Source organism: Azospira sp. APE16 (genome assembly GCF_047901315.1).
In the GTDB taxonomy this organism is placed as follows: Bacteria; Pseudomonadota; Gammaproteobacteria; order Burkholderiales; family Rhodocyclaceae; genus Azospira; species Azospira oryzae.
On sequence record NZ_CP179682.1, the window covers coordinates 30,484 to 43,524 of the forward strand.

9 protein-coding genes are annotated in these 13,041 nt (G+C 67.4%); 5 read left to right on the forward strand and 4 right to left on the reverse strand.

The window, feature by feature from the left end:
* The first annotated feature begins 4 nt into the window (after positions 1–4).
* From ACLSSQ_RS00140 to ACLSSQ_RS00155, 4 genes are all read left to right on the forward strand, one after another.
* A complete protein-coding gene (locus tag ACLSSQ_RS00140) occupies positions 5–1,462 on the forward strand; it encodes a TrkH family potassium uptake protein (RefSeq protein WP_152090164.1) in 1,458 nt (485 codons plus the stop codon).
* A 99-nt stretch (positions 1,463–1,561) separates the two neighbouring features.
* Positions 1,562–2,644 (forward strand): uroporphyrinogen decarboxylase, encoded by a 1,083-nt coding sequence (hemE, locus tag ACLSSQ_RS00145; RefSeq protein ID WP_014235914.1) that lies wholly within the window; start codon positions 1,562–1,564, stop codon positions 2,642–2,644.
* Positions 2,645–3,295: 651 nt separating this feature from the next.
* A complete protein-coding gene (locus tag ACLSSQ_RS00150) occupies positions 3,296–5,320 on the forward strand; it encodes a primosomal protein N' (RefSeq protein WP_416243426.1) in 2,025 nt (674 codons plus the stop codon).
* A 221-nt stretch (positions 5,321–5,541) separates the two neighbouring features.
* The gene (locus ACLSSQ_RS00155) at positions 5,542–6,654 is read left to right on the forward strand and encodes a hypothetical protein (RefSeq protein ID WP_416243427.1); all 1,113 of its coding nucleotides are present in this window, start codon (positions 5,542–5,544) and stop codon (positions 6,652–6,654) included.
* Between the two features lie 10 nt (positions 6,655–6,664).
* Here ACLSSQ_RS00155 and ACLSSQ_RS00160 read toward each other — a convergent pair whose 3' ends face one another.
* The 3 genes from ACLSSQ_RS00160 to ACLSSQ_RS00170 all read right to left on the reverse strand — a co-directional run bounded on the left by ACLSSQ_RS00160 (position 6,665) and on the right by ACLSSQ_RS00170 (position 10,645).
* The gene (locus ACLSSQ_RS00160; protein WP_416243428.1) at positions 6,665–8,917 is read right to left on the reverse strand and encodes a diguanylate cyclase domain-containing protein; all 2,253 of its coding nucleotides are present in this window, start codon (positions 8,915–8,917) and stop codon (positions 6,665–6,667) included.
* Between the two features lie 117 nt (positions 8,918–9,034).
* A complete protein-coding gene (locus ACLSSQ_RS00165; protein ID WP_416243429.1) occupies positions 9,035–9,736 on the reverse strand; it encodes an MOSC domain-containing protein in 702 nt (233 codons plus the stop codon).
* An 18-nt stretch (positions 9,737–9,754) separates the two neighbouring features.
* Positions 9,755–10,645 carry an ROK family protein gene (locus tag ACLSSQ_RS00170; protein WP_416244309.1) on the reverse strand — a complete coding sequence of 297 codons (891 nt, stop codon included), beginning with the start codon at positions 10,643–10,645 and terminating at the stop codon, positions 9,755–9,757.
* A gap of 231 nt (positions 10,646–10,876) precedes the next feature.
* Between ACLSSQ_RS00170 and ACLSSQ_RS00175 the strand changes: the two genes are divergently transcribed.
* Complete coding sequence (locus tag ACLSSQ_RS00175) at positions 10,877–11,392, forward strand: DUF2059 domain-containing protein (protein WP_416243430.1); 516 nt, start codon at positions 10,877–10,879, stop codon at positions 11,390–11,392.
* A gap of 70 nt (positions 11,393–11,462) precedes the next feature.
* Here ACLSSQ_RS00175 and ACLSSQ_RS00180 read toward each other — a convergent pair whose 3' ends face one another.
* Positions 11,463–13,022 carry an acetyl-CoA hydrolase/transferase family protein gene (locus ACLSSQ_RS00180; RefSeq protein ID WP_014235907.1) on the reverse strand — a complete coding sequence of 520 codons (1,560 nt, stop codon included), beginning with the start codon at positions 13,020–13,022 and terminating at the stop codon, positions 11,463–11,465.
* Between the last annotated feature and the right edge of the window lie 19 nt (positions 13,023–13,041).

Consider the following 13,041-nt stretch of genomic DNA (forward strand, 5'->3'; position numbering starts at 1 on the left):
CACCATGCGCCGCTTCTATCCCGTCTTCCATATCCTGGGCCTGATCGTCCTCATTTTCGGCCTGACCATGCTGGCGCCCCTGGCGGTATCCGCCTACGCCCAGGATGGCGCCACGGCGGCCTACGACGAGGCCATCGTGGTGACCATGGGCGTGGGCCTGCTGCTGTGGGTTTGTACCCGCCGTTACCGCCAGGACCTGCGGGTGCGGGACGGCTTTCTCCTGGTGGCCCTGACCTGGACCATCCTGCCCCTCTTCGCCAGCCTGCCCCTGCTGCTTTTCCTGCCCGACATCTCATTTACCGACGCCTATTTCGAGGCCGCCTCCGGCCTTTCGGCCACCGGGGCGACGGTGATGTCGGGGCTGGACTCCCTGCCCCTTTCCATCAACTTCTGGCGCACCTTCCTGCACTGGCTGGGGGGCATGGGGGTGATCGTGCTGGCGGTGGCCATTTTGCCCCTGCTGGGTATTGGTGGCCGGGCCATGTTCAAGGCCGAACTGCCGGGGCCGATGAAGGATTCCAGCCTGACGCCGCGCATCGCCGAAACCGCCAAGGGGCTGTGGGGCGTCTATCTGCTGTTCACCGTGCTCTGCGCCCTGGCCCTGTGGTGGGCCGGCATGGAAGGGTGGGACGCCCTCATGCACGCTTTCAGCATCCTTGGCCTGGGCGGTTTTTCCACCCGGGACGCCAGCCTGGGTTACTACAACAGTCTGACCATCGAACTGGTGGCCATGGGCTTTGCCCTGCTCTCCGGCATCAACTACGCTACCCACTTCCTCGCCCTGCGGGGCTGGAGCCTGAAGCCCTACCAGCGGGATTTCGAACTGCCCTTCTATCTCGGCGTGCTGGCCGTCAGCGCCGTCGGTCTGGCCCTCTACCTGATGCCCTACGGCCTCTACGACAGCTTCGGTACGGCCCTGCGCTACACCGCCTTCCACGTCATTTCCCTGGCCACCTCCCTGGGCTTTGCCACCACGGACTACACCATGTGGCCCATGTTCGCCCAGTTGTGGGTGCTGTTCCTTTGCAGCTTCGTCGCCTGCGGCGGCTCCACCGGCGGCGGCATCAAGATGATGCGGGCCGTCATCCTTTACAAGCAGGTGTTCCGGGAACTGGTGCGGGCCATGCATCCGACGGCGGTGCATCCGGTGCGTATCCAGGGCGTCATCGTGCCCGATCCGGTGTTGCACGCGGTGCTGGCCTTCAGCTTCATCTACATGGTGACCATCGTCAGCCTGACCCTGCTGCTCTCGGCCAGCGACCTGCCCATCGTCACCGCTTTCTCCGCTGTGGTGGCCTGTCTCAACAATGCGGGCCCGGGATTGGATGCGGTGGGCCCGGCGGCCAATTACTCGGTGCTGAGCGACTTCCAGACCTGGGTCTGTTCCTTCGCCATGCTCCTCGGCCGCCTGGAAATCTTCACCCTGCTGGTGGTGCTGACGCCGGCCTTCTGGCGCAAGTGAGGCCGGCCGATCTGGGGGCGGCTTGATCTATCCCAATGACAGGGGTGGGGGTTCCGAAGGATAATCCGGGTCTTTCTAGCTAACCCGGCGGAGCCCCCTGTGACCCGACCCCGCAACGACACCTTCCTGCGCGCCCTGCTGCAGGAACCCACCGATTACACCCCCCTGTGGCTGATGCGCCAGGCCGGCCGCTATCTGCCCGAATACCGGGAGACCCGGGCCCGCGCCGGCAGCTTCCTCGACCTGTGCAAGAACCCGGCCCTGGCCTGCGAAGTGACCCTGCAGCCCCTGGCCCGCTACGACCTGGATGCGGCCATCCTCTTCTCCGACATCCTCACCGTGCCCGACGCCATGGGCCTGGGCCTGTACTTCGCCGAAGGCGAAGGCCCCAAGTTCGAGCGTCCCCTGCGCGAAGAATGGGCCATCCGCGACCTGCAGGCGCCGGACCCCTACGAGCATCTGCGCTACGTCACCGACGCAGTGAGCGAGATCCGCCGCGCCCTGGACAACTCCGTGCCCCTCATCGGCTTCTCCGGCAGCCCATACACCCTCTCCTGCTACATGGTGGAAGGCGGCTCCAGCGACGATTACCGGCATGTGAAGACCATGCTCTACAACCGTCCCGACCTGATGCACCGCATCCTCTCGGTGACCGCCGATGCCGTGACCTCCTACCTCAACGCCCAGATCGAAGCCGGCGCCCAGGCCGTGATGATTTTCGACTCCTGGGGCGGCGGTCTGTCCGCTGCGGCCTACGAGGAATTCTCCCTGCAGTACATGCGCCGCATCGTCGCCGGCCTGACTAAGGAGAAGGACGGGGAGAAGATTCCCTGCATCGTCTTCACCAAGGGCGGCGGCCTGTGGATCGAGAAAATCGCCGCCATCGGCTGCGATGCCGTGGGCCTGGACTGGACCATCGACATCGGTGAAGCCCGCCGCCGCACCAACGGCAAGGTGGCGCTGCAGGGCAACCTGGACCCCAACGTGCTGTTCGCCTCCCCCGAAGTGGTGCAGGCCGAAGCCAAGAAGGTGCTGGATTCCTACCACGCCGCCGGCGGCAGCAAGACCGGCCACGTCTTCAACCTGGGCCACGGCATTTCCCAGTTCACCCCGCCGGACCACGTCACGGCCCTGGTGGAAGCGGTGCACGGCCACAGCCGCAAGCTGCGGCAGCAGGGCTGATCCAGCCCTGCCCGGCGCTCCGCCCGGGGCGCCGGTCTGCAATCCCCCTCCCCGCCGCATGGCGGGGGGCGGCCTTCCCCACGGGGCCCCTGCCGTCAGCGCCTTCCCGCCTGCCTTTCCTCCTAGCCCTCGCCATCCTCCAGTTCCCCTGCCCCATTCCGGGGATAACTCGGGGACGGGACCGTTCCCCAGAGTTTTTTCGCTCCTTCCCCTTGACTTATGCACAGAAAGAGGGCGCGGTGACGATTTGTTACAAAAGGCCGGCTATTACTTTGGGCATATTTATAAGTCGTTGATTTATAAGGGTGATAGGAGTGCCTTATTTTGCAGCAAAGTGACAAAAACCCTTGCGGGGGGCCTGCTTAGCAAAATTATTCCGGCACAATCCACAAAGTTATCCACAGGAATTGTGAGTAAGTGAAAAAGTCCTTTCGGGCAAAGGGCTTGGCCCCTATTCAGGAGAAAGACGGCGAACTTGTGCCCCTAACTTGGGCTGAGAGTTGGGCTGTACATTGGACTGAGATCCCGCCCGTGGAAGTGGGGCCCGGCCCGGAATATCCCCGCCGGTCCGCCGGCCTTTCCCAAAGGCCCCCGATCCCTTAAGCTTCCGGCCTTGCCGGTCTCATGCCGCCGGCCCCTTTGCCCATCCCCATGCCCGTCATCCGCGTCGCCCTCGACGTTCCCCTGCACCGCCAGTTCGACTACCTGGCCCCCGACGCCCAGCCCGACGACGTGGGCCGGCGGGTGCGGGCGCCCTTCGGCCGGGGCACGCGCATCGGCGTCATCACCGCCGTGCTCGGCGCCGACGAGGAAGGGGACCTGCCCCTGGACAAGCTGAAGGCGGCGGAAATCCTGCGGGATGACGTGCCGCCCCTGCCGCCGGACTGGTTCCGTCTCACCGAATTCTGCAGCAGCTATTACCAGGCCCCCATCGGCGAGGTGATGCTGGCGGCCCTGCCGGTGGGCCTGCGGCGTACCGATCCGCCCAAGGCCCGGGCGGTGAAGGCCAAGGTCAAGGCGGAGGCGCCCCAGGTGGCGCCCGAGCTGACCCCGGGCCAGGCCGAGGCCGTCGCCGCCGTATTGGCGGCGGGGGTGGGCACGGCGCCCCGTTTCGCCCCCTTCCTGCTCTACGGCATCACCGGCTCGGGCAAGACCGAGGTGTACCTGCGCCTGGTGGAGGCGGCCCTGGCCGGCGGCCATCAGGCCCTGCTGCTGGTGCCGGAAATCAACCTGACGCCCCAGCTGGAGGAGCGGGTGCGGTGCCGCTTCCCCGGCGTCGGCCTGGTCAGCCTGCACAGCGAACTCACCGAGGCCGCCCGCACCCGGCACTGGAAGGCGGCCTTCAAAGGCGAGGCCCGCATCGTCCTCGGCACCCGCCTTTCCATTTTCACGCCCCTGCCCGACCTGGGCCTGATCGTGGTGGACGAGGAGCATGATCCCTCCTTCAAGCAGCAGGACGGCATGCGCTACTCGGCCCGGGACGTGGCCGTGTTCCGCGCCTGGCAGCGGGGCGTGCCCATCGTCCTGGGCTCGGCGACGCCGTCCCTGGAAACCTGGGCCAACGCCACCGGTGAGGGTATTCCCCGGCGCTACACCCTGCTGACCCTGGCGGACCGGGCCAACGCCGCCGCCTCCCTGCCGCCGGTGCGGCTGCTGGACACCCGCCGGGAGAAGCTCCAGGACGGCCTTTCCGCGGCCCTCCTGGCGGCCCTGCAGGTGCGCCTGGAACGGGGCGAGCAGAGCCTGGTGTTCCTCAACCGGCGCGGTTACGCCCCGGTGCTGGCCTGCCCTTCCTGCGGCTGGATTTCCCGCTGCCGCCGCTGCGCCGCCAACCTGGTGCTGCACCTGGCCGACCGGCGCCTGCGCTGCCACCACTGCGGCTTCGAGAACGGCATTCCCCGGGCCTGCCCCAGCTGTGGCAACCAGGACATCCATCCCTTCGGCCGCGGCACCCAGCGCCTGGAGACGACCCTGCAGGAACGCTTTCCCGAGGCCCGCATCCTGCGGGTGGACCGGGATTCGGCGAAGAGCCGCAAGCAGTGGGAAGCCCTGGCGGAAAAGATCCACGCCGGCGAGGCCGACATCCTGGTGGGCACCCAGATGCTGGCCAAGGGCCACGACTTTCCCCGCCTCACCCTGGTGGGCGTCACCGGCGCCGATGCGGCCCTCTTCGCCGCCGACTGGCGAGCCCCGGAGCGCCTCTTCGCCCAGCTGATGCAGGTGGGCGGCCGTGCTGGCCGCGCCGAACTGCCCGGCGAGGTGCTGATCCAGACCGAACACCCGGAACATCCCCTCTACGGCGCCCTGCAGCAGCACGACTTCGCCGCCTTTGCCGCCAGCCAGCTGGAAGAACGGCGCAGTGCCGGCTTTCCGCCCTACTCCTACCAGGTCATGCTGCGGGCCGAGGCGCCGGAGATGGGGCCGGCCCTGGAGTACCTGGCCCAGGCCCGGGCCCTGGGGGCCGACCTCAACGGCAACGGCCCGGTGCTGCTGTACGACCCGGTGCCCATGCGCATGGCCCGCCGGGCCAACCTGGAGCGGGCCCAGCTGCTCGCCGAATCCACCTCACGCCCCGCCCTGCAGGTCTTCCTGGCCGAATGGCGGCCCCTGCTCGAAGGCATCAAGGCGCCCTCCCGCCTGCGCTGGCATCTGGAAGTGGACCCCCTGGAATTCTGAAGCCGGGGCGGCGGCCATTGCCGGCCACACCCAGCCACATCCTGCCGCCAAGACCGTCCATCATTGCCGCCGGCAAGCCCGATGGAATACCTCCATTTCGCGTCAATCCGCTGAAACACAAGGTTTTTTACATTTGGCAAGACTCTTGCAGAGGCTCTGGCCCGAGCCCATTCCGGGCCGGGCTTTTGTGGAGAGAAATCATGAGAATCCAGGATTGCCAGATGGATATCAGCTGTCAGCGCACGGCCAGCGAAACCCGGGAGAGCAGATATGTCTTTCGGTTCGAGCGTGACGACGAGTTCAAGAACATGCTGGAAAGCTATACCAAGGACGGCAAGATCGTCGCTCAGGAGGTAGAGCCGAGGGATTCGGCCATCGCCCTGGTGCTGGAAAGCTGGAGCAGCGGCGCCATCGCCAGTGGCGACGAAAGCCGTCGGCGCAGGGTGGACCAGCTGCTGCAGGAGATGATTACCCGGCTGTTTGCCATGCTCACCGCCGGAGGCAAGGACTGCTGCTGCCATAAGGACGAGGATAGCACCGGCCTGCCCGACCTGGGCCAGGGCAAAGGGGCGTCAGCCAGAACGCCGGCGGCGGGGGATTTTGAAGCCCAGCCCCGTATGCCCCGGGTGCGGGTGGTGGCCTGGGAGTCGGAGACCAACCTCAAGGTGCGGGAAAGCGAATCCACCACAGTCTGCGCCAGCGGCAGCGTGCGCACCGCCGACGGCCGCTGCATCGACTTCGACCTGGAAGTGGCCATGCAACGCCAGTACGAGGCCGACTACCAAAAGAAGGAAAGCGGTACCTGGGAACTGAAAGATCCCCTGGTGCTCAACTTCCCCGGCAAGGCGGCCGAGCTGGCCGACACCCGCTTCGACTTCGACCTGGATGCGGACGGCGACCAGGAGTCGGTGGCCGGCCTCGGCCGGGGCTCCGCCTTCCTGGCCCTGGACCGCAACGGCGACGGCGCCATCAACGACGGCCGGGAGCTGTTCGGCGCCCTTTCCGGCAACGGCTTCGCCGATCTCAAGGCCTACGACACGGACGGCAACAACTGGATCGACGAAGCCGACGCCATCTATTCCCAACTGCGGCTGTGGCAGCCCGGTGCCGACACGGCGGCAGCCGGAAAGGCAGGTCAGGAGGGCAAGAGCGCCGGCCTGCAGACCTTGCAGGAGGCGGGTGTGGGCGCCCTCTGGCTGGGCTCGGTGCAGAGCGAGTTCAGCCTCAAGGACGGGGACAACCAGCAGCAGGGCCAGGTGCGCCAGACCGGCGTCTGGCTGGCCGAGAACGGCGAGGCCGGTTCCCTGCAGCAGGTGGATCTGGCCACCACCTGAAGGGCTGGCCTCAGGCCTCTCCCGGGGCCAGTTCCGGCGTCCAGCACAGATGCCGGTTCTTGCCCCGGGCCTTGGCCTGGTACATGGCCGCATCGGCCCGGGCCATGAGCAGTTCCACGTTGTCGCCGTCCGCCGGGTAGAAGGCGATGCCGATGCTGGCGCCGACGCGGAAGCTGCGGCCGTCCAGCAGCACCGGCTCGTTGATGGCGGCGATGATGCGTCGCGCCGCCTCTTCCGTTTCTGCAATGCCCTGGCCGTTGTTGAGGTTCTCCAGGAGCACGGTGAATTCGTCGCCGCCCTGGCGGGAGACGCTGTCTACCTTGCGCAGCACGCTGGTGATGCGCCGCGCCACCTCCACCAGCAGGCGGTCGCCGGTATTGTGGCCGGCGCTGTCGTTAACCGCCTTGAAGCCGTCCAGGTCCATGAACATCAGGGCCAGGCCGGTGCCGTTGCGTTCGGCCCGGGCCAGGGCCTGGCAGACCCGGTCCTGGAACAGGTTGCGGTTGGGCAGCTGGGTCAGGCCGTCAAAATGGGCCAGGTGCTCCATCTGCTCGGCCAGATGCTTCTGTTCGGTGATGTCGGAAAAGACGTGCACGTAGTGGGTGAGGCGGCCTTCGCCGTCGCGCAGGGTCGAGATATCCAGCAGGCAGGCGAAGAGATGGCCGTCCTTGTGCCGCTGCCACACATCCCCCTGCCAAAAGCCGCGACTCTGCAGGGCTTGGTGCATGTGGTGGTAGAACTCGGCGTCGTGAACGCCGGAGGCCAGCAGGCCGGGGGAATGGTCTTCCACCTCTTCCGGCGCGTAGCCGGTCATCAGGCAGAAGGCCGGATTGACGCGGAAGATGCGCTCGCTGGCATCGGTGACCATGACCGCTTCGTGGGTCTGGGCCACGATGGCGTCGGACAGCCACAGCTGCCGCTGCTCCTCCCGCAGCAGGGTGAGGTCGTGCCCCACCAGCGCCACATGGCTGATGTGTTCGCTGCCGTCGTGTACCGGTACCGCCGTCCAGCGCACGGTGCGCTCGCCGCCGGGGTAGGACATGGTCTGCTCCGCTTCCTGCACTTCGCCGCTGCGTACCGTCTCGTCCAGCATCAGCTGGCGGCGCAGGGCATCTTCCGGCGTCAGCACCTGGTCCAGGGGATGGTGCTGCATTTCCTCGGCGCGGCGGCCGGCCAGGGTCAGGGCGGCGGGATTGAAATAGCGATAGTGGAAGTGGCCGCCGGGGTCCCGCTGCAGCATCACCATGGGATCGGGGGAGGCGGAAAAGACCGCATGGGCCGCCTCCACCTCCTGCCGCGCCTGGCGCAGGCGGGCCAACAGCCACCACAGGAGCAGCCCGGTGAGCAGCAGCGCGGCGGTGCTGGCGGCGGTGATGCGACGATAACTGCGGGCCCGCTCCTGGTAGGGCGCCAGGACCTGGGCCTCGTCGAAACCCGCCACTACGGACAGGGCCAGGCCCGGCATCTGGCCGTAGCTGTAGAGGCGCATGGTGCCGTCGAAGGAACTGGGGGCGCGGAAGCGCCCGTCGCTGCCCTGGTGCAGGGCCCGCAGCAGGGGGGCGCCGTCGCTCAGGGTCTGGCCGAAGGTGGTTTCCCGGTCGCTGACGCGCACCCGCAGCACCCGGTCGTGGCCGATGAGGCCCAGCACGGTGCCGGCCTGCAGCCCCACTTCCTGATAGAAGCGGGCCAGGTACTGGGGGTCCACCGAGGCCACGGCGACGCCGGCGAAGCTGCCGTCCTGGTGGTTGAGGCGGCGCGAGAGCTGGATCGACCACTTGCCCGAGGCCCGGCCCAGCACCGGCTTGCTGATGAAGACCTGGCCGCTGTCCCGGTCCACATGGACCTGGAAGTGCTCCCGGTCCTTCAGGTTGACCTGCTTGAAGGGGACGTTGCTCCACTGCAGTTCGCCGTCGGCCCCGATCACCCCCAGCTGGACGAAGATGGAACTGTGCTCCAGGGCCCGGCGGAATTCGCTGAACTCCCGGGTGCCCGGCCGCTCCTCGAACTCGGCCTTGAGCAGGCGGAGAATCTGGTCCGCCGTGGTCAGGGTGTTGTGGCTGTGTTCCTGGAAGGTGCGGCGCAGATAGTCCAGCTGGCGGTAGCCGTGTTCCAGCTCCCGTTCCTTCTCGTGGGCGAGGATGATATCCACCGCCGCCCACAGCAGGGCGCTGAGGAGCAGGGCCAGCAACAGGGGCAAGGCCTCGACACCACGCCGGATGGGGCGCAGGGAGACCTGGGGTCTGATGGGCGCGTCAGTCTTCATCGGCACGTCCTGTGGCCATGGGAGCCGCTCCTGGCGGTGCATTCCGCCTATATGACTTTAATCCCATCCTAGTATGCCGATGCCGGCGAGGTTTAACGTACGTCAAACAATGGGCATTCAGTCGCGGCGCGGATGCCAGGTGGTGGCGGCCGCGGCAGCCGCCTGGGGATTGGCCCGCAGCCAGTCGGCCCGCTGCCGCAGGCGCCGGCTCCAGTCCGGGGTCAGGCCCGGGGTGGCGGCCAGGCGCTCCAGCAGTTCCAGGGGCGGCCGGTGGATCTGCCAGCCCTGCCACAGTTCGGCCAGGGACACCGGGTCCGGATTGCGCGCTTCCAGTTGCAGGGCATCGCCCACCCGGGCCGAGCCCGGGGTGAGGACGCGGAAATACCAGCCGGTGAGGCCGTGCTCGGCGATGTGGGCGGCGATGCCGTCGGCGCCGTGGCGGGAGTCGATTTTCCAGCAGGGGGAGCGGGGCTGGGAAACCTGCAGGCGGGCGCTGCCGAAAACGTAGATGTCGCCGATGCAGACCTGAGCCTCGTCGGTGCCGGCCACCGCCAGGTTTTCCCCCAGGCTGCCGGGTACCAGGGTGCTTGCCGCCTCGGGAAAGGCCGCCGCCAGCTTGCCGTAGTGGTCGCTGGGGTAAAGATGGACGGCCTTCTCCGGCCCGCCATGGACGCGCCGGTCGGCCTGGGCGTCGCCCTCCAGGCCGAGGGGGCCGATGGCCAGCGGGCCGTCCACGGCATTCTTGTAGATGGCCGTGGGGCGGCCTTCCGGCAGGGCGGAAACGGGACCGACGGCGAGACGGGAGACGATCAGGGTCATGCTTTCACTTTCAGGCAATCACCACAGCCAGGCGGCGCCCCGCACCCCGGAGGAGTCGCCGTGCACGGGCGGCAGCAGGCGGGTGGCGATGTGGTCGGAAAAGACGTGGGGTGCCCACAGGCGGGGCACGTTGGCATAGAGCCGTTGCAGGTTGGACAGGCCGCCACCGAGGACGATCACGTCCGGGTCCACGATATTCATCACCGTGGCCAGGGCCCGCGCCAGACGGGCTTCGTAGCGCTGCAGGGTGGCCTCGCAGCGGGCGTCGCCGGCGGCCGCGGCGGCGGCGATGGCGGCCGCCTCCATGGCTTCGCCGCCGTGGCGGAGGTGGTCCGCCGCCAGGGCCGGGCCCGAGAGATAGGTTTCGACGCAGCCGTGGCGGCCGCAGTAGCAGGGCGGCAGGGGCAGGTCGTCGGCCCCGGCGCCGGGCAGGGGGATGTGGCCCCACTCGCCGGCGATGCCGTTGGCACCCCGCAGCACCTGGCCGTCGATGACCAGGCCGCCGCCGACCCCGGTGCCGAGGATGACGCCGAAGACGCAGCGGGCGCCCCGCCCGGCTCCGTCCATGGCCTCGGACAGGGCGAAGCAGTTGGCGTCGTTGGCCAGGCGCACCGGCCGCTGCAGCAGGGCCTCCAGGTCCCGCCCCAGGGGCTGGCCGATGAGGCAGGTGGAATTGGCGTTGCGGATGTGGCCGGTGAGGATCGATTCGCTGCCGGGCATGCCGACGCCGACGCTGCCCGTCATCTGCAGCGCCGCTTCAGCCTCCCGCACCAGGCCTGCCACCGCCTGCAGGGTGGCGCCGTAGTCGCCCCGGGGCGTCGGCACCCGGCGGCGCAGCAGCTCCCGGCCGTCGTCGCCCAGGGCGATGATCTCGATCTTGGTGCCGCCCAGGTCGATGCCGAGACGCACGGTCACGCCCTCGGCAGCCGCAGAGGCGGGGTGGTTGCTATGGTGCGGATGGTGGCGGGGATGGGCATTGCAGCGTCGGCAAATGGCAGGCGGGCCATTCTGGCACAGGGGCGGGAGCGGGAAAAGCCGGCCGGGACGCGGGGCAGCCCGCATTGGCGTTTGCCAAGTCGGACGGCATAATCCCCGGGCTCGTAGCCTTGTCTTTTACTCCATCCCTTTTTTGGAATCCCCATGCGCTCATCAATCCGCAACCTGCTGCTCCTTGTCCTTCTGCTCGGGGGCTCTGCAGCCCTGGCCGAGCCGGCCAGCGAAGCCTCGGTCCGGCGCCTGCTGGAGGTGACCCAGGCCCGCGCCCTGTTGCAGCAAGTGCAGCAGCAGGCCCAGGACATGATGCAGGGCCTGGCGCAGCAGAGCCTGCGGGGCAAGTCGCCGACCCCGGCCCAGGAGGCGGCCATCACCCGGATGACGGCGCGCATGGTGGCCCTGATCCAGGAGCAGTTGTCCTGGGAGCGCCAGGAGCCGATGTACATGCGCCTTTATACCCAGACCTTCACCGAGGACGAAGTGGCCGGCATGCTCGCCTTCTACGAAACGCCGGCGGGCCGCGCCACCATCGAGAAGATGCCCCTGGTGCTGCGTCAGATATCCCAGGAGTCCCAGCGCTCCATGGCGGAAATGGGCGCCCAGCTGAAGGCAATCCAACGGGATTTCGTGGCCGAGATGCAGGCCGCCAGCGGCAAGCCCTGAAAGGATTTTCCTCGAAAAAAAACCGGCCCCTCGGGGCCGGTTTTCGTTTGGGCGGAAAGAACCGCCCGGCTTACTTCTTCCAGGCGTCGGCCTGCACCAGGGAGTCGTCGCGCCAGGCTTCCCGGGCGGCCTTGTTGGCCATCCAGTTGGGCATGAAGGTGAAGGCTTCGTCCAGCAGGTGCGGGGTGTGGCGGCCGGGGGAGTAGCGCAGGGAGCGCTCGTAGTACTCCTGCAGGGCCGGCTTGAAGTTGGGGTGGGCACACTTCTCGATGACCACCTTGGCCCGGGCCTTGGGGGAGAGGCCGCGCAGGTCGGCCAGGCCCTGTTCGGTGACGATCACCTGCACGTCGTGCTCGGTGTGGTCCACGTGGGAGACCATGGGCACGATGCAGGAGATGGTGCCGCCCTTGGCGCTGGAGGGGGTCATGAACATGGAGATGAAGGCGTTGCGGGCGAAGTCGCCGGAGCCGCCGATGCCGTTCATGATGGAAGTGCCCATGATGTGGGTGGAGTTCACGTTGCCGTAGATGTCGGCTTCGATCAGCCCGTTCATGGCGATGACGCCGAGGCGGCGGATCACTTCCGGATGGTTGGAGATCTCCTGGGGCCGCAGGATGATCTTGTTCTTGAAGTCCTTCAGGTTGGCGGTGAGATCGGCCAGGGCCTCGGGGGAGAGGGAGAAGGAGGTGGCGGAAGCACAGGTCATCTTGCCGCACTTCAGCAGTTCCAGCATGCCGTCCTGCAGCACTTCGGTGTAGGCGGTGAGGTTCTCGAAGGGGCCGTCCTTGAGACCGGCCATCACGGCATTGGCCACGTTGCCGACGCCGGACTGCAGGGGCAGCAGGTTGGTCGGCAGGCGCCCCATCTTCACCTCATGCTGGAGGAAGTCCAGGATGTGGCCGGCGATCAGCTTGGAGTTGGCGTCCGGCGGGGTGAAGGCGGAGTTGCGGTCCGGCTTGTTGGTTTCAACGATGGCGATGATCTTGCTGGGATCGACGTTGAAGTAAGGCTGGCCGATGCGGTCTTCGGTGCGGATGATGGGGATGGGCTTGCGATGGGGCGGCAGGGCGGTGCCGTAATAGATGTCGTGCATCCCTTCCAGGTCCAGGCTCTGCCAGGAGTTCACTTCCAGGATGATCTTGTCGGCCTGGTCCAGCCAGGTCTTGTTGTTGCCGACGGAGGAGGACGGAATCAGCTTGCCGTCTTCGGTGATGCCGGCCACTTCCACCACGGCCACGTCCAGCTTGCCGAGGAAGCCGCCCCAGACGAACTGGGAAACGTGGGACAGGTGGATGTCGATGTATTCCATTTCGCCGGCGTTGATGCGCTTGCGGCAGGTGGGGTCGGACTGGTAGGGCAGACGCATTTCCACGCCGTCCACCATGGCCAGGGCGCCGTCCAGTTCGGGGGCGGTGGAAGCGCCGGTCCAGACGCCGATCTTGAACTTCTTGCCGTTCAGATTGGAGTCCATGATGTGCTTGGCGAGGGCGGCGGGCACGACCTTGGGGTAGCCTGCGCCGGTGAAGCCGCTCATGCCGACGTTCATGCCGGACTGAATGAGGGCGGCGGCCTGTTCGGCCGACATGATCTTGCTGCGCATGGCAGCGTTAAGAATCCGGGTTCCGGACATGGGTGAAACTCCTGCTGTT

Excerpts from the sequence above, each read along its gene's own strand:
- ACLSSQ_RS00140 (WP_152090164.1), top strand. The coding sequence starts at position 5 with ATGCGCCGCTTCTATCCCGTCTTCCATATCCTGGGCCTGATCGTCCTC.
- ACLSSQ_RS00150 (WP_416243426.1), top strand. The coding sequence starts at position 3,296 with ATGCCCGTCATCCGCGTCGCCCTCGACGTTCCCCTGCACCGCCAGTTC.
- ACLSSQ_RS00155 (WP_416243427.1), top strand. The coding sequence starts at position 5,542 with ATGGATATCAGCTGTCAGCGCACGGCCAGCGAAACCCGGGAGAGCAGA.
- ACLSSQ_RS00160 (WP_416243428.1), bottom strand. The coding sequence starts at position 8,917 with ATGAAGACTGACGCGCCCATCAGACCCCAGGTCTCCCTGCGCCCCATC.
- ACLSSQ_RS00165 (WP_416243429.1), bottom strand. The coding sequence starts at position 9,736 with ATGACCCTGATCGTCTCCCGTCTCGCCGTCGGTCCCGTTTCCGCCCTG.
- ACLSSQ_RS00175 (WP_416243430.1), top strand. The coding sequence starts at position 10,877 with ATGCGCTCATCAATCCGCAACCTGCTGCTCCTTGTCCTTCTGCTCGGG.
- ACLSSQ_RS00180 (WP_014235907.1), bottom strand. The coding sequence starts at position 13,022 with ATGTCCGGAACCCGGATTCTTAACGCTGCCATGCGCAGCAAGATCATG.